The 22,361-nt window shown below is 70.7% G+C and carries 10 protein-coding genes and 2 pseudogenes; 7 read left to right on the top strand and 5 right to left on the bottom strand.

The features are described 5' to 3' along the window. Positions 1–220 precede the first annotated feature (220 nt). Genes ACIF9R_RS18100 through ACIF9R_RS18085 form a run of 4 tightly spaced genes read left to right on the top strand, consistent with a single transcriptional unit; the run spans position 221 to position 10,015 of the window. Positions 221–3,907 (top strand): RNA polymerase sigma factor RpoD/SigA, encoded by a 3,687-nt coding sequence (locus tag ACIF9R_RS18100; protein WP_399980740.1) that lies wholly within the window; start codon positions 221–223, stop codon positions 3,905–3,907. Between the two features lie 53 nt (positions 3,908–3,960). Further along, entirely contained in the window at positions 3,961–7,089 is a 3,129-nt protein-coding gene (locus tag ACIF9R_RS18095) for a helicase-related protein (protein WP_399980738.1), read from the top strand. After that, on the top strand, positions 7,086–8,936 hold the full coding sequence (gene drmB, locus ACIF9R_RS18090) for a DrmB family protein (protein ID WP_399980736.1): 1,851 nt from the start codon (positions 7,086–7,088) through the stop codon (positions 8,934–8,936). The genes ACIF9R_RS18095 and drmB overlap by 4 nt, the downstream gene beginning before the upstream one ends. Next, positions 8,933–10,015, top strand: a complete 1,083-nt coding sequence (locus tag ACIF9R_RS18085) for a DNA helicase (protein WP_399980734.1) — start codon at positions 8,933–8,935, stop codon at positions 10,013–10,015. The genes drmB and ACIF9R_RS18085 overlap by 4 nt, the downstream gene beginning before the upstream one ends. Positions 10,016–10,079: 64 nt before the next feature. Here ACIF9R_RS18085 and ACIF9R_RS18080 read toward each other — a convergent pair whose 3' ends face one another. The 4 genes from ACIF9R_RS18080 to ACIF9R_RS18065 form a co-directional block, all read right to left on the bottom strand. Beyond that, the gene (locus tag ACIF9R_RS18080) at positions 10,080–11,162 is read right to left on the bottom strand and encodes an esterase-like activity of phytase family protein (protein WP_399980732.1); all 1,083 of its coding nucleotides are present in this window, start codon (positions 11,160–11,162) and stop codon (positions 10,080–10,082) included. A gap of 378 nt (positions 11,163–11,540) precedes the next feature. Then, the gene (locus tag ACIF9R_RS18075) at positions 11,541–14,345 is read right to left on the bottom strand and encodes a glycosyl hydrolase (RefSeq protein ID WP_399980730.1); all 2,805 of its coding nucleotides are present in this window, start codon (positions 14,343–14,345) and stop codon (positions 11,541–11,543) included. Between the two features lie 300 nt (positions 14,346–14,645). After that, a complete protein-coding gene (locus ACIF9R_RS18070; RefSeq protein WP_399980727.1) occupies positions 14,646–15,581 on the bottom strand; it encodes a hypothetical protein in 936 nt (311 codons plus the stop codon). 10 nt (positions 15,582–15,591) lie between these two features. Then, positions 15,592–15,987 (bottom strand): hypothetical protein, encoded by a 396-nt coding sequence (locus tag ACIF9R_RS18065; RefSeq protein ID WP_399980724.1) that lies wholly within the window; start codon positions 15,985–15,987, stop codon positions 15,592–15,594. An 89-nt stretch (positions 15,988–16,076) separates the two neighbouring features. On the opposite strand from ACIF9R_RS18065, the gene ACIF9R_RS18060 reads away from it, so the two are divergent. Beyond that, positions 16,077–19,844, top strand: coding sequence for a CHAT domain-containing protein (locus ACIF9R_RS18060; protein ID WP_399980721.1), 3,768 nt, complete (start codon positions 16,077–16,079; stop codon positions 19,842–19,844). Between the two features lie 78 nt (positions 19,845–19,922). After that, positions 19,923–20,258, top strand: coding sequence for a hypothetical protein (locus ACIF9R_RS18055; RefSeq protein ID WP_399980718.1), 336 nt, complete (start codon positions 19,923–19,925; stop codon positions 20,256–20,258). Here the strand turns inward: ACIF9R_RS18055 and ACIF9R_RS18050 are convergent. Continuing rightward, positions 20,255–20,458, bottom strand: a pseudogene (locus ACIF9R_RS18050) (transposase); the annotation flags it as partial. The gene ACIF9R_RS18055 and the pseudogene ACIF9R_RS18050 overlap by 4 nt on opposite strands. A gap of 524 nt (positions 20,459–20,982) precedes the next feature. On the opposite strand from ACIF9R_RS18050, the pseudogene ACIF9R_RS18045 reads away from it, so the two are divergent. Continuing rightward, positions 20,983–22,275: pseudogene (locus ACIF9R_RS18045) on the top strand (IS256 family transposase). The last annotated feature ends 86 nt before the right edge of the window (positions 22,276–22,361 follow it).

Here is a 22,361-nt window from a genome sequence, read left to right as displayed (position 1 = left end):
CCCCTCGCTCCTTCGTCCCTCGTGCACGTCCCCGCGTCCTGCCCTGCCCCGGGCCGACGGGACCCCCTCACGTGTCGCTGCGCCCACTCATCGTGACAGAGGGCAAGCGGCAGTGGGCGCCACCGTACACGAAAAGGTGATAGAGGTATAGCGAATCTATCTGTTGACATCATCAACGCGACACCCCTAGCGTTGCTGCGGAATCGGTGGGAGGGGACTCATGGCGCGGTTGCCTGCGGACGACAGTGGCGCGTCCGCTCTGCGTGCGGCGCTCGGCGCGCTGCTGACGCAGTTGCGGAGTGCGGCCGTGGAGGGTGTCGTACCGGAACGCGTCTTCGCCGAGAGCGTGCGGAACCTCGCCCTGGGGGACGCCGAGCGGGAGCGACTGCGGCACGAGCTGGCCCGGCTGGGCCTGCCCGTGCGGGACGTGCACATGCACACAGAAGGCGACCACCGAGACGGTGAAAAGGTTGCACAGAACTGTGGGGAAAGTGTGTTCCCACGTTTGACTCCGGTGCGCCACCTGCTCACCCGGTACGCGGACGCCGACGGCCACGTCACCTCGCGGGTCATCGACGGTGTGGTGCGGCTCGCCGGACTCAGCGCGCGGGAGGCCGCGCGGCTGCGGGCGGAGACCTCGGTGCGGGCGCCGGAAGGGGAGCGGGGCGCCGGGGAGGGAGAGGAAGCCGGTGAGGCGCAAACGTCGTCGTCGGCGGCGGTAGGAGAGGCCACCGGCGATGGGGAGGGCTTCGCAGCCGGTGATCCGGAGGACGCCGAAGCCGACGGGCCGGACCTGGAGGAGCCGCCCGCTGAAGCGGTGGTGCAGGGGGACCTCGCGGAGTCGGTGGCCGCGGCGCATGCCGTCCTGGACACGGACCGACGCGTGCGGAACCCCGGCAGCCGGTTGCTGAGCGCGCAGGCCGAGGTGGGTCTGGCCGTGCTGGTGCGGGGCGGACCGGACCGCATCGCCGAGGAACCGACCGAGGACGAGCTGACGGCCCTTCCGTCGGACGACCTCAGAATCCGGGCACGGGACTGCCTCGTCCTGCACAACCAGCGACTTGTGCACGCCCTGGCGAGGCACCATCTGGAGCAGGGTCTCGACTACGAGGACCTCCTCCAGCACGGCTTCCTCGGCCTGCTCAGGGCCGCCCGGAAGTTCGATCCCGCCAAGGGCTTCAAGTTCTCCACGTACGCCACCTGGTGGATCCGTCAGGGCATCACCCGGGCCATCGCCGACGAGGGCGCGCTGATCCGCGTCCCGGTGCACATGCACGAACAGATGCGGAAAGTCGCCAGGGCCGAACGCGCCCTCGCCGCCGAGGGGCGCCGTGCGGGCGACGCCGACGTCGCGGTGCGATGCGACATGACCCTGCAGAAGGTGCAGGAGATCCGACGCCTGACCCACCGCACCGACTCCCTGGACCGGATCATCGGCGACGGGGTGACACTGGCAGACTTCGTGGGGGAGACCCACACCCTGCCGCCGGTGGAGACGCAGGTGGTCGGTGCCCTGTTTGCGGACGACGTGCTGGCCGTGGTGGACACGTTCACCGAACGGGAGGCGCGCATCCTCGTGCGGCGGCTCGGGCTCGACGGGGACGAGCCCTCGACACTGGACGAACTGGGCCGCGAGTTCGGGGTGTCGAGAGAGCGCATCCGGCAGATCGAGGGCAAGGCGCGACCGGCGCTGCGCGTCCGGCTGCGCGAGGCGGGCCTCGTCGGTATCGAGGCCGCGTGCGAGAAGGCCGAGCGTGCGGCGGAACGCGCCGCCGAGGCCGAAAGGGCGGCACGGATCGACCGTTCCGCTCAGGTGGCCCGGTCCGTCCGTATCCGGCTCACGCTGCGCAAGGTGAGGGCGGAGCGCCTGGCCCGGTTGGCCGGACAACAGGCCGAGGAGACCGATGCCGTCCCGATCGTCGAGGTGGAGCCCGGACATGCGGAGCCCGAACACGCGGTGACGATGGACGCCCATGACGACGCCCGCGCCGAGGTGGCTGTCGACGTCGAGGACGCGGTCGACCCCCGTGCCGCCGCTCACACCGAGGAGACTGTCAACTCCGGTGTGGCGCCGGCTGTCGTCGCAGCCGACTGGAAGCGTGCCTGCCGCATGGCCGAGGCACCCGTCGAACAGCTCTGGTGGCTCGTCGACTACGCACGGGCGGCGCTCGGCGAAGACGGCCTGGCGGCAGTGTTGGGCCGGTCGGCCGCCGACAGGGCGGTGAGGGATGCCCGTGCAGCCGGACGCCTGCCGCGTGAGGTACTCACGGCGCTGGAAGTGCTGCGCCGCGTCTTCGACGCCCTGGTGAGTGCCGGGCGGACGCCGGAGGACTTCCTCGACCGTTCCGCGGAAGCGCTCGTCGGGGCGACGCCCCGCGCCTATCTGGAACGCAGACCCTTGGTGAACCGCGAGTCCCGACTGGCTGTACGGGACGCCCTGCGCGAATTCCTCGCCGTCGCGTCCACCGGGAACGAGGACGCGGAGACGCCGAAGCGGACGCGAGGAGTGGAGACGGACGCTCCCCAGGTGCCCGGGCCCGACGCGGAAGTGGAGACGGTCGCGGACACGACGACAGCGCAGGCAACCGACCACGCCGGGACGGACACCCCCGTCGCGCCCCCGCAGACCACCGCCGACTGGGACCAGGCTCTGGCGCTGACGGAACCGCCGCTGGGCGGGGGAGTGTCCTGGCTCGCCGAGTACGCGTTGCTGGCCCTGGGGCATCTGCAGCTCTCCGTGCTCCTCGGTGCGCCGGCCGCCGATGCCGTGGTGCGGGCGGCACGCCATCGGGGCACGCTCGATCGCCCCGTCATCCAGGCCCTGGAAACGCTCGTGGACGTCTTCACCGCGGTCAAGCAGAGAGGGCTGCGACCTGAGCACTTCTTCGAGTCGCCCGCCGGCGTGCTGGCCGGGGTGACTCCCCGCGCGTACCTGGCCACGAACCCTCTCGTGCGGGCCGAGTCACGGGTCGCCGTGCGTGACGCGCTCCGAGGGTTCGTGGCGGCATCGCCGCAGCCGGTCGGTTCCACGGCGGAAAGGGTCCGCAACGGCGTCGGCACGCCCGAGGCTCCGATGGACGGCGCGAGGGACGAGAACCAGGCGTCCGAACCTACGGATCCCGTGCAGGAGGCACAGCCGTCGGCGGGGCCCGAGCGGCCGGCTGCCGATGACCCGGCCCCCGACGAGGCCCGGTGCGTCTCACTGACGCGGGAACAGGAGCGTCTGCTGAGCGAGGAGCGGCGCGTCGCGGAAGAGCGCGTCGCGGCGGTCCGGGCGGAGGCCGAGCGGGAACTCGACGGGTGGGAAGAGGTGCTGTTCGCGCGCATGGACGCCCTCCTGCTCCGGCGCGAACGGCGCGTCCGGGCCGAGGCCGAGGTACACGTCGCACAGCTCAAGGCACAGCACCACGCGGCGTACCGGTCGGTGCTGGACAGGGCCGAGAAGGCAGAGGAGGCCGCCCGGTCGGCGCAGCAGCAGCGGGACCGGACCGGCGTCCTGGAACTGCGGCTGCGCCAGTACCGCGAGGGTGCCGAGGCACGCATCGCGGACCTCGAATCACGGCTGAACGACGCCAAGGCATCTGCCGCCGAACGGGAACGCGCCGCCGCGTCGGCACGCGAGGAGTACCGCCAGGGTGCTCAACTGCGCATCGCCGAAATGGAGTCCCGCCTGCGAGACGCCGAGGACGCCCTTACGCAACAGGTCGCGTCCGCCGAGGCGGCCCGTCGGCGCGCGGAAGAGGCCGAACAGCAGGCGGCGCAGCGCATCGCACAGAGCGAGCACGACGCCTGGCTCCGCATCACCGCCCTGCAGACGCAGCTCGACCAGGCCCAGGCACAACTGGCCGCGGCACAGGAAGTGGAACACAGCCGCGGATTTCTCCGAGACCGGTGGCGCAGGTCATGAGTCCGCCGACCGCCCACTCGTCCCCTCCCTCCTCCAAGAAGACCAGGAATGCCATGGACCCCAGACAGGAACTCGTCTCCCACCTGCGGCGGCAACTCGTCGGCCCGGTCGACGGCGACGACGAGACGCTCGACGCACCGCCCGACCGGCAGTACCTGATGGGCACCCTCTACCCGCAGGAAGCCGATCTGCAGGGTCAGCTCGACCTCGCCAAGGAGGAGTTCGAAGGGGCCGGCACCGAGCGGGGAGCCGAGGACACCGCACCGGCGGGTGACCCCGTACCGGAGTCGAACTCCTGGCTGCCGTCCTCGCTCGGATTCAGCTTCTACACCGACGCCGAGACGCTCGAGGTCGACTGCTCCGCCGCCCGTTACCTCACCCGGTCGCGCAGCGGTCAGCGCGGACGCACGTGGCAACGGATCGCGATCCCGGCCGAGACACACCTTCTCGCTTCCGACCGTCATCACGTCTCCGTGCTGGATGCGCGAGCCGAACTCCGCATCACGAGACGCGACTTCGGCGCGGGGAAGCTCGTCACCGTCGCCCTCGTCAACGCGGCCCGGTACGACCCCGCCTCGGGGAAGACCGCCCACTGGGACGGCATGCTGTTCCAAGTGGATTTGCGGGCACGGCCCGTCGACGGGCAGGTGCTCCAGTACCCGAGTGTCCGCCTCGCCAGCCGTGACCTGGAGGAACAGGAGCTGCGTCTCCAGTACCGCCACGTGCGCACCCACGCCGTGGGCCACGGGTGCGCCGTCGAGGAACTGCGGGACGACAGCGGGCAGACGGTGACCGGGCTCCGGGCGGCCGTGATGCCCGAGGCGGAGGTCACGGGCGTACGAGCCGCCGGACTGACCGACACACCGGTACTCAGCCTCGCCCACCTCGCCGACCCGGCCGTCTCCGTCGACCAGCTCCGTGAGGAACTGGGCGAGTTCGCCTCCGCCTACCGGGCCTGGTACGTCGGTCAGCTCAACACGGAGGTGCCCGAGTGGGGACGCGAGGCCGCCCAGCGCGTGCTCGCCCGGATCGGCACCGCGGTGTCCCGCATCGAGTCCGGCGTACGCACCCTCTGCGACCCCCGGCGTCCCGAACTGCTGCACGCGTTCCGGGCCGCCAACCACGCCATGGCGCTGCAGATGCGCCACTCCGTCGCCGACCTCGCCGGCACCCGGCGCCCCCGCCGCGACCAGGCCGTGCCGCCCGACCCCGAGCCGTTCCCGGACGCCACCTGGCGGCCCTTCCAGCTCGCGTTCTTCCTGCTCGCCGTCGACGGTGCCGTCGACCCCCGGCACCCGGACCGCGCTGTCACAGACCTCATCTGGTTCCCGACCGGTGGCGGCAAGACCGAGGCGTACCTGCTGCTGGCCGCGTTCGTGATGGTGCTGCGCCGGGGCGGGCCGGACGGCGGAGGCACCGCCGTACTCAGCCGCTACACCCTCAGCCTGCTGACGACGCAGCAGTTCCAGCGTGCCGCCACGACCGTGTGCGCCCTCGAGTCCATGCGCCGCGCCGACCCCGCCACCTACGGTGAGGAGCCGTTCTCCATCGGCCTGTGGGTCGGTGAGACCACCACCGCCAACAGCTACGACAAAGCGCGCCGCGACTTCGAGACCGCGCGGGCCGCAGCGGCTCCGGACGACGTGTTCATCCTCGACCGCTGCCCGTGGTGCGGCACCCGCATCCTGCCCGCCCACAAGTCGCCCGACATCGGCGACTACGGGGTGCGTGCCGCCGCCGACTCCTTCGCCTTTTTCTGCCCCAGGGACGCGTGCCTCTTCCACGACGAGCTGCCCGTCGCCGTCGTGGACGAGCACCTGTACGACCGTCCGCCCACCTTCGTCCTGGGCACCGTCGACAAATTCGCCCGGCTGGCCTGGGAACCCCGCGCGGGGCGCCTCTTCGGGTCCGGCACCGGGAACCGCCCGCCGTCCCTCGTCATCCAGGACGAACTGCACCTGCTCACCGGCCCGCTCGGCACCACCGTCGGCCTCTACGAGGCCGCCGTCCTCGGGCTGTGCACCGCACCGGACGGAACCCGTCCGAAGGTCGTGGCGTCCACCGCCACCATCCGCCGCTCGGGGGAACAGGTGCGCGCCCTCTACGGAGGAGACGTCCAGCTCTTCCCGCCCGCCGGGCTCGACGCCCGCCACTCCTACTTCGCCGAGCCCGACACCTCCCGCCCGGGCCGCCGCTACGTCGGTGTCATGGCACAGGGGCACACGGCCGGCCGCGCGTCCGTCGCCACCGCCGCCGCCCTGCTCCAGGGAGCGTGGGAACTGCCCGAGGAACACCGGGACGCCTATTGGACCCTCGTCGCCTACCACCACAGCCTGCGCGAACTGGGCCGTACGGTCACCGCCGCCGCCGACGACATCCCCGCCCAGCTCGCCGGACTCGACTCCGGCAACGGCGTACGTCCCCTGCCGGACCAGCAGGTCGAGGAACTCACCAGCAACCTGCCCCGCTCCGAGCAGCCCGTGCTGCTGGACCGGCTGGAGAAGAGCTGGGACGACCCCAAGTCGGTGTCCTTCCTGCCCTGCACCAACATGCTGTCCGTGGGTGTCGACGTGAAGCGGCTCGCCCTGATGCTGATGCAGGGCCAGCCCAAGACGACCGCCGAGTACATCCAGGCCACCAGCCGCGTGGGCCGGCACTCCGTACCCGGTCTGGTGGTGACCTTCTTCAACGCCACCCGCCCCAGGGACCGTTCGCACTACGAGACCTTCGACGTCTATCACCGCGCCCTCTACCGGCACGTCGAACCGACCAGCGTCACCCCCTGGTCCGTTCCCTCCCGGCGCCGCGCCCTGCACGCCGTGCTCGTCGTCCTCGTACGGCACCGGCTCGGACTCGCGGCCGAGAACCAGGCGGGAGCGATCCTTGACCGGATGCCGGAAGCGGAGACGCTGATCGAGGAGTTGGCCGCCCGCGCCGAGACCGCGGAGCCGGGCGCGGGTGACGCGGTGCGCAAGGAACTCGCCGGGCTGCTGGCCGACTGGGAGGACCTCGCGCGCCAGGCCCGCAAGGACGGCCGCGAGCTGTACTACCGCAGTCAGGGCAAGGGCCAGTCCAACCTCATCAAGAGCTTCGAGCAGCTCTACGGCCTGTGGGAGACACCGAACTCCATGCGCAACGTCGACCGGGAATGCCAGGTGACAGTGAAGGGAGCCGACCTGTGAGCCGCACGCTGCGGGTACGTCAGTCGCAGACCGTGGTGCCCTTCGGAGTCGGGGCCGTCTTCGACATCCAGGGCGAGTCGTTCGTCGCCACCGGCATCGGCGACTGGCCGTCGCGCGGCAGGCAGCCGATCGAGTCGGCCCGGCTCGCGGGCCGCCTGGGCGTCTCCGGCTTCTTCGCCGCTCCCGCCACCGCCAACGACCGCTTCGACATTGCCGACGCGCCCGGAGCGCCCTACATCCGCTTCCCCTCCTGGCTGTTCTGCGGGGCGTGCCGACGCATGAAGCGATGGCGGATCGCCGATGAGAAACACGGACAGGCACCACGCTGCCCGTCCTGCTCCCCGGCGCGGACCCTGGCACCCATGCGGTTCGTGCAGATCTGCCAGGCCGGTCATCTCAGCGACGTCGACTGGTGGTTCTGGGCGCACTCACGGCGGGACGGGGGCGAGCGGGGGCAGTGCGGGGAGCGCGAGAAACTGAAGTTCCTCGTCTCGGAGCGGGCCTCCGGCCTCGAAGCGCTGTCCGTCGCCTGCACCGCCAAGGACTGCGGGGCCGTCCGGGACCTGCTCGACGTGCTCGGCACGCACGGCCTGCGCTGCTCGGGCCGCAACCCGTGGCAGCGCGCGAGCGAGGCCGTGCAGTGCCCGAGGCCCGTGCAGATCGTGCAGCGTACCGCCGGCAACCTGTACTACCCGATCGTTCACTCGGCGCTCGACATCCCCGAGACCGATGTACCCGCGCACGCCGACGACGCGCTCGCGGACCAGGTGCGTGAACACCACCTGTGGGTGTCGTTGTGCCGGGATGCCGCATCCCCGCGCGCCGTGCTCTTCCGGCAGATGATCCAGGAGGACACGGGCGCCGATGACGCCTTGCTGGACGCTCTCCTCGCCGAGGAGACGGGCGTCATGAGTCCGACCACCACCGCTGCCGCGTCCGAAGGCCCCGCCAAGCCGGACCTGAGCAGGGAGGAATGGGCCGCGTTCACGGCACCGGTCCCGCCCGCCACCCGGGACTTCGCTCTGCGCGAGACGACGCTCGGACTGGCGGAGGAGACCGCCGAACCGTGGGCCGGTCTCGCCGGCCACTTCGGCCGCATCGTCCTCGCCGACCGGCTCCGTGAGGTCCGCGCCCTGTCGGGTTTCACCCGGGTCTCCCCGGACGCAACCGTCGTTCCTGCCGACACCTCCCGCCGGTTGAAGTGGCTTCCTGCCGTCGAGGTTTTCGGCGAGGGCATCTTCCTCACCCTGGACCGTGCCGCACTGAAGGACTGGGAAGACGATCCGGACGTCCGCAGGCGCGTGAAGGGCATGCGTGCCGACCTCGACCGCTCCTTCCAGAAGGACCGGCTGGAGAGCGTGACCGGACCGGAACTGTCACCCCGCTTCGTCCTCCTGCATACCCTGGCCCACCTGCTCATCCGGCAGCTGTCCTTCGAGTCCGGCTACACCACGGCGAGCCTGCGCGAGCGGATCTACGCCCGACCCGAGCAGGACCAGTACGGCGTCCTCGTCTACACGGCCGCCGGTGACGCCGAGGGCACCCTGGGCGGGCTCGTCCGCCAGGGTGAACCACCCCGACTGGCCGAAACCCTCCTGCGCATGACCGAGTCGGCCGCCTGGTGCTCCGCCGACCCGCTGTGCGCCGAACACGCAGGGCAGGGGTTCGGCAACCTGAACAGGGCCGCCTGCCACGCCTGTGCCCTGCTACCTGAGACCAGTTGCGAGGCCGGGAACAGCCTCCTGGACCGCGCTCTCGTCATCGGCGGCGAGCGGGTTCCCGGCTACCTGCAACCCATCGTCAGCGCGGCCCGCGCCGCCGCGGCCGATGCCCTGGAGCAGTCATGACCATCACCTACCTCGACCTCGCCCCCGACCAGCGCGCGGGGCTCGACGGCCTGCCCTTCGACGGCAACCATCTGGTCAGTGGGCCACCGGGCAGCGGCAAGAGCATCCTGGCCGCGCAGCGCGCCATCATGCTCGCCCTCACCGGCACGCCCGTGGTCTTGCTGACTTATTCGAACCTGCTGCGTCAGTCCCTCGCGGGGACCGTGCACGCGCTGGGGCCGGCGGACCGGTCGGTCCGCGTCATGACGGCGCACAGCTGGCTCGCCGACTGGTACGGCGCGACACCGCCCCGCGCCGAAGACGGCTGGTACGACTGGGACGCGCTCCACAACCGGGCCGCCGACCCCGCGTCCACCGCCCCCACCCTGGTCGTCGACGAAGGCCAGGACCTGCCGCCCGAGTTCTACCTGCTCTGTCGCATGCTCCAGGCTCCTACGACCGTCTTCGCGGACGAGTGCCAGCGGCTCACCGACACCAACTCCACCCTCGGTGAGATCGCTCGCAACCTCGGTCGCTGCACCCGGCACGAACTCGACGGCAATCACCGCAACACCGAACAGATAGCGTCCTTCGCGGCCCACTTCCACAACGGGACCGGCATGCCGGTCCTGCCCGGCCGGCAGGGACCGGCGCCGCGGCTGCACCGCTTCCCCGAACGAGGTGTCGCGGATCTGCCCCTCCTGCTCGCGGAGCAGCAGCCCAAGAAGACCATCGGCGTGATCGCCGGGTCCAAGCACACGCAGTTCTCTCTGCTCACCAGCATTCAGAACCGCGCCCCTCGGCTGAAGCCCCAGTTGTACACGTCCGAGTCCAAGGGGCGTCTGTACCGCAATCTCGACCTCGGCCGCCCCGGCATCGTGATCGTGCACCGTGCGAGTGCCAAAGGGCTCGGCTTCGACACGGTCGTCATCCCGGACACGCACCGGGACGCGGCAGCCGATCCCACCTCCGCGGCCTTGCGGATGTCCTACTACGTGATGGCCACCCGGGCACGGCAGGAACTCCACCTCGGTTACGAGGGTGACTCCGAGCCGCCGCTCCTCGCCCAGGTGAATCGCGCGGCCCTGCAACGGGGTTAGCAGAGAGCGGAGATCAAGGACCCCAAGCCACGGCTCGCGGTGCGGGGCTCGCCGACCGGGGCGCTCAGCGGGGCAGGCGGACGTCGAGGGAGTACAGGCGGGTGATCTGGGTCTCCCGTTCGTTGTCGTCGCTGGCCAGAAGGATGCGCATGCGTCCGTGGCCTGTGTGGCCGGTCACGGCGAGGCCCTCGATGTTGTCCAGTAGCGGGTTGGGCTGGGGCTGTTCGGACGTGGCGCCGAGGGTCGGACAGTCGACCAGGTCGGCCAGCAGCGTCTTCGAGGCCAGGCGGACCGAATCGCCTGCCGCGATGTTCTCGGTCCCGCTGACGTCCTCGGCCCGGCTCAGGTCGGCCAGATACAGGCGGACCGTGTTGCCGACACCCGCGGTGAAGCCGCGTTCGAGGACGAGGAGCCGACCGTCCCCGGTAGCCGCCAACTCCACCACTCCAAGGCCCGCATCGGCCCGGTAGCCGTACTGGGCGCCGATGGCGAAGGGCTTGCCGAGTCCCGCGCGATTCCAGGTCTGGAAGCGGACCACGCCGGCCTCGTCCCCGGCGAGGGACCCCTCCATGGAGGCGATCAGAGTCCGTCCGCCGGGCTGAAGGGTCAGCCCTTCGAAGGTCTCGTTGCGTACGGCGCGGCCTGCCGGAGCCACAGCGAGAGCGGCCGGTACGGGAAGTGCCTCGAGAGGCGTGCCGTCGCGGTCGTAGCGGGTGACGGAGGGTTCGGTCTCCGAGCTGATCAGCCGGGCGCCGTCCCGGTCGATGACCAGCCCCTCGGAGTCCGGCGCCGTGCCGTTCAGGTCTGCGAGGGGTGCCACGGTCTTCGCCTCGGCGGTCAGTGCATGGGCGCGTTCTCGCACGGCGAGGGAGTATACGTACGACTCGTCGGACACCGCGGTGATCCGGCCACCCCGGTCTACCGCGAGAGCGGAGATGTTGCCTACGTAGACGCCGTCCAGGGTCTTCTTGTCCAGGTCGTCCGAGAAGGCCCGGATACGGACCGAGTCGGAGCAGTCACGCGCCTGACCGGGCAGGACATGGGACGACGAGGGCAGCGGAGACGCCTGGACGGTCCCCTGGGCGAACGTGAGGCATCCGGTCATGCTCAGGACCAGTGCGGTGGTGGCCGACACGCGTGGACGCATGCGCGTACTCCTTTTGACCAAGAAGGATGGAAGGTGGTTCCGGGTGCCGTGTGTTGGGCATCATCGGCCAACATCCACGACGACGCGCTCACCCGTGACGCAGGCGAACGGCGCACTGGGCCCCGCACGGGCATGACGAACGGCCACGCACCGCATGGGCTCAACAAAAAGTCAGCCTATAAGCCCGACGGTGGATGTTCTACCCGCGTAGCAAGTACACGCGGAGTAACTTGTGGCCCCTTGATCGCCCGAACTTCCCTGCCGGTGCGACAGCATGACGTTCAGTCAGATCAGCTCCACCCGCACCGGCCTGGGCGCATGCGGGAGCGGCGGGGACCGGGCGAACGCCGGTCCCCGCCGCGGGTCTTGCGCGCCGGTTCAGCTGTAGGGGATCACCAGCACGGACGTGGCCGTGCCCGTCTGGAGCTTCGAGGTGCCGTTGCCGATGGCGCTCCACACCTCCAGGCGTACGGTGCCGCCGCTCAGGTTGCCCAGGGTGCCCGTGGACGCCTTGAGGCCGCGTGCCTGGGTGTACTCCTCCCATCCATTGACCGGGTCGGTTGCGAAGTAGTGGTACGTCTCCGTTCGGTCGAAGCTGCCGTCGCCGGTGAAGTCGTAGCTGATCCGTGCCTGTTGGCCCAGCCCGACCGTGGTGCCGGCGTCCACCTGGAGCCGGAAGGCGGTCTGCGCGCCCGGGGTGAGCGTGCCGTTCACGCCGCGGACCTGGTAGACGAGAGGCTGGTACGGGGCGCCGTCGCGGTTGGCGCCGCCGGCGGAGGCGATGGTGTCGCTGCCCGCCGTGCCGCCGGTCGCCGTGGTCAGGACGCCACCGCCGCGCAGCTGGAAGGTGTTCCCGGTCGGCGGCTCCGGCTCCGGCTCCGGCTCCGGATCGGGGTCGGGGTCGGGGTCCGTGGACCCGGTTCCGGTGCCGGTCGCGGTGGAACGGGCCGGTACGGAGAGGGTCTTGCCGTCGGAGAAGGTGACGGTGCGGGCCGTGGCTCCGTGGTTGTGGGCCGCGTAGGTCCGGGTCGTTCCCTTGGTGAAGACGGCCGAGGTGGGGATGTCACCGGTCACGGTGGCGTCGGGTGCGCCGAGGGTGTCGAGGGTGGTGAGCCAGTGGTAGGTGTGCGCCTTCGACTCCCCCTCCTCCGGGGTGTAACCGGCGTGGCCGGCGTCCCACTTGGCCTTGGCCGCGGCAGGGTCGGCGAAGGACTCGAACTCCCAGAGGAGATCACGCCATTCGACGGCCGGGCCGCCGTTCTCCCGTTCCATCTCGGCGATGTTGCGCCGGATGGCGGCCTTCTCGCCGCCGAGGTGGAGCGAACCACCGGTCACCGGCAGGACGTTGATGCCGTGGATCTCCTCGGGGTTGGCGGTCCACCACGTGGCGTACGCGGCGCCGCTGCCCCACACCATGCCGGCCGTGTCGTGGCCGAAGGAGGACGGGAAGACCTGCTCGTCGGCGTCGAACCAGTACTGGGCGATGGACTCCGACTCGGTGGTCAGCAGGAAGGTGCCGAGGTCACGCAGTGAGGTGTCGCCGGTGGCGGAGCCCCAGAGGATCAGGGCGGCGCTGAGGTTGGTGGACTCCGAGGAGGACTCCTGGTTGTTGCCGGCGGCGAAGCCCTGGTGGCCGGAGGCCCAGCCGTGGCCCGCGTAGATGTCGAAGCCGCGCAGGAAGGGGTAGGACGTGTCGGTGCGGCTGGGGTTGGCGGTGTCCCGTACCAGGGTTTTGACCATGCCGCCCCAGGCGGATTCCGCGGCCCACGCCGGGTCGTACTGCGCGATGACAGCTGCCGCGTAGACGTAGTAACCGTAGTGGAAGTGGTGGTCGTTCAGCTCGGTGTCGCTGCCGTAGGAGGCGGGGTAGCCGGTGAGCGTCTTCCAGTCCTTGTCGTAGCTGAACTCGTTCGCGCCACCCGCCGTGAACCAGTCCTGGAGCTTGCCCTTCATCAGGCCGAGCATCCGGTCGCGGACGGCGGTCTCACCGATCTGGTCGGCCACCGGGACGAGTTGGGCGAGGCGGCCGAGTGCCTTGCCGGTCCAGTACGTGTCGGAGGCCCCGGAGAAGGGGTCGGCGGCGTTCACGACGTCGTTCAGGTATCCGCGCAGCCGGGCGGTGTCCACGCCGTTCGACTTGGGCAGCGCGGGCAGCACCGCCGACGCCTTCTGGCTCGTGGTGAAGGAGGCCGCCTCACGGACCTTCATCGTGCCGCGCGGTGAGACGTACGTGTACGAGGTGAGGGGGTCCGTGGTGTGCAGCCACTGGTGGCGGTAGAGGGCCTGGAGCGTGCCGCGCTCGGTGCCTTCCTTCGCCTCGGTGGTGAGTGTGTAGGTGGCCCCGACGGTGCCTCCGGTGTAGTTCCAGGTGACCTTGGAGCCGGAGACGAAGCTGTAGGCGTACTTCTTGAACGTCGCCAGCGCGCCGGTGGACGGCAGTACGGCGACGGAGAAGTAGTCCTTGGAACCGAGACCCGCGGTGACGGTGGATCCGGCGACGTTCCAGTCGCTGCCGGTCGGCGCGAAGAGGGCGTAGTGGTGCCCGGCGACGGTGATACCGAGGACGTTGCCCTGGTCGGCGAAGACGGTGGGCGCGCCCGCGGTGGTGATCTGGGCGTTGCCGCCGGAGCCCTTGGCGTAGACGAACGGGGAGCCGTGGCCGATGGTGGTGCGCAGGGTGCGGGCGCCGTCGGACCAGTACGGGGTGACCGTCCAGTCGGACCAGTCGTCGGCCTTGGTGTCGGGGGAGTTGAGGCCGGTCAGCCCGATGGTGAGGTCGCGCTTGTGGGCGTACTCGTACTGGCGGCCCTCGCCGACGATCGTGGGGGATGTCGGGTAGCCGATGTCGAGCCCGCCGGCCGTGGCCTGGTAGGTGAGGGGGTGCCCGTACATGGGCGTCGAGTACGGGTTGTCGCCGTAACGCTGGAAGGCGAGGGAGGACCACCAGTCGTTGGTGGGTACGGGCCGGTTCCTGGCGGCCGCGGTCACCTTGGGTGTGACCGGCGTTCCCGTGTTGGTGGTGGGGCCCGACGTGCCGGGGGGCCGGGTGTCGGAGTAACTGCCGTTGCCTACAGGCACGGTGGCGGCGGACGCCGGCGCGGCGGCCGGGCCGCCCAGGCCGGCGACGGCGAGGGCTGAGGCCAGCAGCAGAACGGTGGCCGGTCTGGTGCGTGGGGATGGCATGCGTCACCTCAAGTCGTGACAGTGGGGAGACTCTGAGAGCGCTCTCAGATGGCCGGAACGTAAAGCCCATGTAATGCACGTGTCAATGGCTTGAACGCAACGGGATGTGCCGAGCCGGCGTTTCGTCACATCTTTGAGCGTCGCCGGGGGTTGGCCGAGAGAAGCCGGATGAGGCGCGCGCGGGCACCGGACTCTGTACCGATGCGGACCCCGTCGGGTACCGCCCGGCGGTGATCGTGGTGACCTCGGTGACCGTGCTCGCGACGTCCCACGCACGGATCACCCGCACGCCCCTGGCCGTTACTCGGCCTTCCTGAACACCTCCGACATCACGTCCCCCGTGTCGGGAGTCAGCCGCCCCGAGGTCTCCGGTGAGATCAGGCCGACCCTGGTGGCCAGCTCACGGCCGTGCACGTCGACGGCTGCCTCGATGAGGCCGGCGAGCGCGTCCAGGGAGGTCCGGGCACGGGTTCGGGCGACGACGGCGCAGCAGACGGCGGCCGCCGCGGCCGGCCACCACCAACAGGCGAGCAGGGCGTAGCCGACAGCCCAGGCGCTGAGGCGGGCGGCGGCACTGAAGGAGTCGTGAGCCGACTGAAGGCGGCGCACGGCCGGTTCGGGGAGGGTGAGCCACAGCCGCGGCCAGAGGACGGCCAGGTCCACCCCGTAGGCGGCGTCGAGGCGGTGGGCCGTTGCCTGTATACGGTCGCCGTACCAGGTGGGGCGGACCGGTGCGCGCAGCGCGATGCGGTCACGGGCCTCGGCGAGGGCATGGACCCGTTCCAGGGCTCTGCCCCGGTCCGTCACCGACCCGCCGGATCCATCGGACCCGGTGGTCGTCCGGTGGGCGTGGCCGACGGCTTCGTCGAACCGCGCGTCCCTTTCCCGCCACTGGCGGGCCCGGCGTGCGGTCCTGGCGCGCGAGAACGGGTCGTGGCCGAAGCGCAGTCGCCACCGCTCGATCGCGCCACCGAGGAACTGCGCGGCGAGTGAGGCCGCGGTCGCGGCGAGCAGGGCGAGGGCGACCAGGAGCGCGGCGGTGCCGGTGCGGTCCAGAACGGGGTCGGCGGCGAGGTCGTCCAGGGTGGTGCGCAGCCGGTCGACGTCGTGCCAGTGGCGGTGACCCAGGGTGGCGCCGACGGCAGTGGCGGCCAGGAACAGGGCGCCGGGGAGGACCAGCAGATTCAGCCAGCGCTCGGTGAGTTTGCCGCCCAGGGTGGCGAGGAGCGGGTTCACGGGAGTGGGGTCACTGCGCGGAGCCCAGTCGGGCCTTGCGCATGCGGGTGCCGTGGACGGCACAGTACGGGGCGGGAAGCAGGTCGCGGGCCCGTTCGGCGCGGATGCAGCGGGTCGGTCCAGGACATACGGCGACCTTGATGTGGGGCGTGATGCCGGGGACCGTCGTTCCTCGGGACTCGTTGACCAGTCCGCGTGCATCCCCGTTCCGGCGTAACGCCGTGTCCAGGGCGCGGTAGCAGATCGCGAGCTCGTCGGCGTCCGCACCCGATCGCAGGAGGTCACGCGCGCGCTCGGCCGCCTCCCGGACACCGGGCTGCCGAAGGTCCTCCGGTGAGCCGAGCAGGGCGCACAACGCGGCTGCCGCCCGGGGGTCGGGCCGGGGCAGGTCGGCAGGGGACGTCATGGTCCAAGTGTGCCGTAAATAAGGCAGAGTCGGGCATGATTTGGCGCGGCCTCCGAGCCGACGGAGGGTGCGGAAGGGGGGAGCGACGGGTGAGGTACGACCGGGACTGGTTCCTTGAGTCGATTCACGCGCGCCTCGGCCGGGCCGTGACGGCGGACGAGGGTGCGGCCAGGAGCGTGCTGTTCGGGATCGACGCGGATGCCGAACTCCGCGGACTGCTGCGGACCGCCGATACGACGAGAGACATGGAGGCCCGGCACGCGGCCGGCTGGCTCTGCGCCACCCGCGCGATGACGGAACCGGGGAACCGCGACACCGTCCACGGGGCCATGGCCGGAACACTGCTCTTCCCGGTGTGGGTCGCCGATCCGACGTCGGTACCCCCGGAGCTGGCGGCGGGCTACGCGTCCGCCGACCCCGCCGCTCGCCCCGACCCGGCGAACGCGGACGGTCCCGCCGAGTGGTCGGCCCTGTGTGCCGCGTTCAGAATCGCGACGGAGGGACGGCAGCACGACCCGCCGCCGGACGCCGACGAAGACATGCTGCGGCTCCACGAGATGGCCGCGCTCATGGCCGCGACGACCCCCTCCCGGGAGACCCGGCTCATCAGCGCGATCGGATGCGGCAGCCTCGCCCTCCTCGCGACATGGGAGTACGAACCCTGGTTCGCGGACCGGCTCGACGAACTGTCCCGTGCCGTGTCCCTCAGCGGGAGGCCCTGGCCGTTCGGGGACCTGGCGGACGCGGATCCGGTCCGGTTCGTCCACGGTGCCGTCAAGCGCACCCCGGCCGCCTCCCCCGCACGTCTCCTCGCCCTGGACGGTCTGGGCCGTCGGCTCCTGAACCGCTTCCGTGAGTCGTTCGACGCCGAGGACCTGTACGAAGCGGTGGGCATCGCACGTGATGTAGTGGCCCAACTACCGCCCGGACACCCGCACCTGACCGATGGCATCGCCGGTCTGGGAAGCGCCCTGCTGACGTTGCGGCAGACGCAGGGGGCGACGGCGCAGGAGTGCGACGAAGTGGTGGACCTGTGCCGCCGGGGCTTCGCCGGCCACTTACGGGGGCCCGGCGCGGCGGGCCACGACCTGGGCATGGCGCTAGTCCTGCGGGCGCAGCACACCGGCCTGGTGGAGGACCTGCACGAGGCGGTGGAGGTGCTGGCCGAGGCGCTCCGGGTGGCGCGGAGTCCGGGGGAGCGGGCGGCCCTGCGGAACGCCCTGGGCAACGCTCTGCGTACCCGCTCCGTCGTGACCGGGGCTCCGGCCGATCTGGACGCGGCGCACGACCTCATCGACCCCGCCACCGCCCCCACAGGGACGGCAACGGGCCCGGACGTGCCGTTTCTTGCCCCCGCCTTGGTCCTGTACACCCGCTACACACGCGATCCGCAGGCGCACGGGGCGGACCTCGACGAGGCGCTGCGGCGTCTCCGAGAGGCCGAGCCCCTCATGCCGCCGGGCCACCCGGACCGTCCCGCGGTGCTCAACTACCTCGGCCTGGTGCTGGTCGCCTGCCACCAACGCTCGGGAGACAGAGAGGAGCTGAACGAATCCGTGGCGGCCCATCGCGAGGCGGTGGCGCTCACCCCCGAAGGGCACGGCGTCCTCGGCCTGCGGCTGCTCAACCTCGGTGCGGCGTTGGGCCTGCGCCACCGGATGACCGGAGACGGCGAAGACCTGCGGGAGGCCCGGGCATGCCGGCGCCGTGCCGCCACGCTGCCCGGCCTCGGCCGCGCCCACCACGCCGCACTGCTGGGCTCGACGGGGATCGGCCTGATGACGGGCCTCGAACGAGCCACTGATCCGGACGCGCAACTCGACGAAATCGTAGGGCTTTTCAGGGAAGCTCTGTCCCTGACCTCGGAGGGAGACCCCCAACTGCCCCGACGACGGCACCGCCTCGCCGTCGCCCTGCTGTCCCGCAGCCCACAGGCGCTGCGGACGGCAGAGGTCCGCGAAGCGCGCGAACTGGCTGACGCGGTGATCGCGGCGCTGCCCGCGAACTCGCCCGATCTGCCGGGCGCCCTGGTGGTGGCCGCAAGGGCCCGGACGGTGAGCCCACGTGCCCTGCTGTCATCGGCGGGCCGGGGCGAGGTGATTGCGCTGCACCGCCGGGCGGTCGAGGCCACTCCGCCCGGCCACCCCCAGCGCGCGCTCCGTCTGACCGGCCTCGGCTACGCCCTGTACGATTTGGGCCCGGACCGCAGCCGTCGTAGCAATCTGACCGCGGCGGCCGAGGTGCTCCGGGAAGCGGCCCTGGAACAGCAGTGTGCGCCCTTCGAGCGGCTGGGCGCGGCACGGGCCTGGGGCGACATCCGGGCGGAGCTGGGCGACTGGGACCGCGCACTGGACGGCTACGTGGTCGCGGTCGACCTGCTGCACTCCGTGGCACCCCGCCAGCTCGTCCGCGACGACCAGGAGTTCGTACTGAGCCGCACCGTCGGCCTGGGGGCCGCCGCCGCTGCCTGCGCGGTGCGCTGCGGCCGGCCCGGACTCGCCGTCCGTCTGCTCGAACAGGCCCGGGGCGTGACCCTCTCCCACGCCTTCGACGCCGACAGCGATCTGACCCGGCTCCGGGAGACCGCCCCCGGCCTCGCCGCCCGCTTCGAGGAGCTCCGGGACGCCCTCGACACGGCGACCGACAGCGGGGAACTCCCCGAGGAAGGACCGCCCGCCCCCGACGCCCGCGCCGATCTGCGGCAGCGACTGGCCGCCGAGTGGCGGGAGCTCACCGACCGGATACGCGCCGAACATCCCGAACTGGGCATGCTGCGTCCGGTGCGGGACTGGGACGAACGCGAACTGCGCGCGACGGCCGCGGCGGGCCCGGTGGTCCTGGTCAACGTCTCTCCACACGGCAGCGACGCCCTCGTCGTCACCGGACACTCCATCGACGCCGTACCGCTCCCCGGTCTCGACCCGCGGACGACGACGATGCGCCGGCAGACCCTCCAGGACGCCCTGCTCCGCATCGAGACGCCCGGAACCTCCCGCAAGCAGTCGCAGCGCGCCCAGCAGGACGTACGGGAAACCCTCGCCTGGCTGTGGCAGACGGCCACCGGCCCGGTCCTCGACCACCTCCCCGGGGCAACCCGCGTGTGGTGGTCGCCCGGTGGCCTGCTGGGCACGCTGCCCCTGCACGCGGCAGCCCCCGCCGACGGCGCCCCCGGCGCCCTCGACCGGGTGGTCTCCTCGTACACGCCGACACTGCGGGCCCTGCACCACGCCCGTCGCCGCGCCGCCCGCCCGGCGGGCACCGGGACCCTCGTCGTCAGCGTCGAGCGAGCTACCGGCCAGGCCCCCCTCCCGGGCGCACGCCGCGAAGCGGAGCACCTGGCCCGCACGCTCCCCGGTGCCGCACTGCTGGCGGACACCTCGGCCACCCACTCCGCGGTCGTCTCCGCACTGCACCGCCACGCCCACGCCCATTTCGCCTGCCACGCCCTGGGCGACCTGGAACATCCGTCCGGCAGCCGACTCGTCCTGCACGACCACACCGAACACCCGCTGACCGTCCGTGACCTGGCCCGCCTCCGGCTGCCCTCGGTCCGGCTCGCCTACCTCTCCGCCTGCGCGACTCTGCGCACCAGCCCCGAACTCGCCGACGAGGCGGTCCACATCGTCAGCGCCTTCCAGATGGCGGGCTTCCCCCATGTGGTCGGCTCGCTGTGGCATGTCGACGACGTGATCGCGGCCGAGGTCGCGCTCAGCGTGTACGAAACCCTGGACACGGGTGACGGCACACTCGACGTCGCCCGCACGGCCGAGGCCCTGCACAGGGCGGTACGCACGCTGCGCGACACGTACCCGGGAACCCCGAGCCTGTGGGCCTGCCAGGTGCATGCGGGCCCTTAGAACCCCTAACGGAATGCTCTACGCGGACTTGAGTGCTTGTTCGGTGCCGTGAACGAGCGTGGTTGCTACTGTCCGGATGTGACCCTGACTGACCTCAAGAACGGCTTTCGTGATGATGAGCAGCGGCGGCGTGTCCAGAGGGTCATTCATGATCGCCTCGCAGACGACCGTGACCCGCAGGAATGCCGCTTCCTCATGCGCTTCTGGTGGCAGCTGGTCATGTCGTACCAAGAGGTGTCGATGGACGAGCTCAGCCTGAACGTCGGCAAGGCGAAGCTGCAGGTGGTCGAGGCGCTGATCAGCGCTATCCGGTCGTCTCATGCCGACATCGATGCCTGGATCACCACTACACAGCAAGTCTTCCCGGTCATCGAGGATCACGGTTTCAGGGCCGCCCAGGACAACGAACGTTAACGCGGTCGGAGCTTCTTCAGTCGTCGCCAGCAGATGATGCTGCAAGCGAGACTGAGGAAGGCTTGGTGGATGTCATCGCGTATCTCCCAGCGGATGCGCAGGCGGCGGAACCAGTGCAGGTGGGCGAACGCTCGCTCGACGACCCAGCGTTGGGCAGCCAGGCCGGAGCCGTGTTCGGGGCCGCGGCGGGCGATCTGCGGTCAGGGCCCCATATATGCATAGTGTCATGAGCAGGATGACCCAGCCGCCGGAATTTCCTGCAACGATGAGAAAGACCGACAGGATTACTCCGGCCACGGCGAAGAGGGTGGCGAACAGCATCCACCTCTTCACCGCTGCCCGTTGCTCCAGCGACCATCCCAGGTTGGGCATGTGCGATCCCTTCTTCCTTGACTCTGGGGCGGGGCGATTGCATTCCCCGCCCCAGAGTCCTGATCTCTTAGCCTCCGCTTACCGCGTTGGAGGCGATCTGCCCGGCACTCCATGCAATCGCGTAGCACCCTGCGGTGGCTCCCAGAGAGCCTCCCAACGTCGCTGGGGATGAGGCAGCGACTGCTGCTCCGCACGCGGCTCCAGCGAGTCCGCCCACTACTACTCCAGCAACGTCGCCCCACAGCGCTTGAGTATCGCCTTGTGCCAGGTGGGCGACACCAGTAACGGCATCTCCGACCGTGCCGGGACTGTAAAACGTTCGGTGTAACTCCTGATCAAGGAAGATGCATCGATGACCAGTGAGAACGTGACCGAGGCCGAGTCCGTTGAGGCGGCCGAGCCGCAGCCGGCGAAGGCGGTGGACGACCAGCTCATCGACGAGCTGGTGGGCCGCGCCCAGGCCGAGGGCCTGCAGCTGACGGGTGAGGGCGGGCTGCTGCAGCAGCTGACGAAGCGACTGCTGGAGTCCGCGCTCGAGGGCGAGATCATGACCACCTCGGCTACGACAAGCACGATCCGGCCGGGAAGAACGGCGGCAACTCCCGCAACGGCACCCGCGCCGAGACCGTGCTCACAGACGTCGGCCCGGTCGAGATATCCGTGCCCCGCGACCGTGAAGGCTCCTTCGTGAGCCGAAGATCGTCAAGAAACGGCAGAAGCGTCTGTCCGGCGTCGACGCGATGGTCATCTCACTGTCCGCGAAGGGCCTGACGACCGCTGAGGTCCAGGCTCACCTGGCCGAAGTCTATGGCGCCGAAGTCTCCCGCCAGACGATCTCCACCATCACCGACAGGTCATGGACGGCATGGCGGAATGGCAGAACAGGCCCCTCGACGCCGTCTATCCGGTGATCTTCATCGACGCGATCCACGTGAAGATCCGCGACGGCGCCGTGGCCAACCGGCCGATCTGCGTGGCCCTGGCCGTCACCGTCGAGGGCCGCCGCGACATCCTCGGCCTGTGGGCCGGCGACGGCGGCGAGGGCGCCAAGCACTGGATGCACATCCTCACCGAGATCAAGAACCGCGGCGTCAACGACGTCCTCATGCTCGTCTGCGACGGTCTCAAGGGCCTGCCCGACGCCGTCGAGGCCGTCTGGCCCCGCACCACGGTCCAGACTTGTGTGGTCCACCTGCTGCGGAACTCCTTCCGCTACGCCGCCCGCCAGGACTGGGACAAGATCGCCCGCGTCCTCAAGCCCGTCTACACCGCCGCGACCGAAGAGGCTGCCCTTGAACGGTTCGCCGAGTTCGCCGATGCCTGGGGCAAGTAGTACCCGGCGATCGTGCGGCTCTGGGAGAACGCGTGGGAGGAGTTCACGCCGTTCCTCCGCTTCGACACCGAGATCCGCCGCATCGTCTGCACCACCAACGCGATCGAGTCCGTGAACGCCCGCATCCGGCGGGCGGTCAAGGCCCGCGGCCACTTCCCGAACGAGCAGGCCGCCTTGAAGTGCGTCTACATGGCCATCATGTCGCTGGACCCCACCGGCAAGGGCCAGGCCCGCTGGACCATGCGCTGGAAGACCGCCCTGAACGCCTTCGACATCACTTTCGACGGCCGCCTCTCCGCAGCTCGTCAGTAACCCCAACCCCCCTGGTTACACCGTTCGTTTGACAGACCCTCTTTCGGCCAGGTAAGTCGCACTTCATGGCCGTGCTGTACGCGCTG

Source organism: Streptomyces sp. NPDC086080 (genome assembly GCF_044540255.1).
Classification (GTDB): Bacteria; Actinomycetota; Actinomycetes; order Streptomycetales; family Streptomycetaceae; genus Streptomyces.
Note: the sequence above shows the minus strand (reverse complement) of the source record. Positions and strands in the feature narration are given on the sequence as shown.

Excerpts from the sequence above, each read along its gene's own strand:
- ACIF9R_RS18100 (WP_399980740.1), top strand. The coding sequence starts at position 221 with ATGGCGCGGTTGCCTGCGGACGACAGTGGCGCGTCCGCTCTGCGTGCG.
- ACIF9R_RS18095 (WP_399980738.1), top strand. The coding sequence starts at position 3,961 with ATGGACCCCAGACAGGAACTCGTCTCCCACCTGCGGCGGCAACTCGTC.
- ACIF9R_RS18085 (WP_399980734.1), top strand. The coding sequence starts at position 8,933 with ATGACCATCACCTACCTCGACCTCGCCCCCGACCAGCGCGCGGGGCTC.
- ACIF9R_RS18080 (WP_399980732.1), bottom strand. The coding sequence starts at position 11,162 with ATGCGTCCACGCGTGTCGGCCACCACCGCACTGGTCCTGAGCATGACC.
- ACIF9R_RS18075 (WP_399980730.1), bottom strand. The coding sequence starts at position 14,345 with ATGCCATCCCCACGCACCAGACCGGCCACCGTTCTGCTGCTGGCCTCA.
- ACIF9R_RS18065 (WP_399980724.1), bottom strand. The coding sequence starts at position 15,987 with ATGACGTCCCCTGCCGACCTGCCCCGGCCCGACCCCCGGGCGGCAGCC.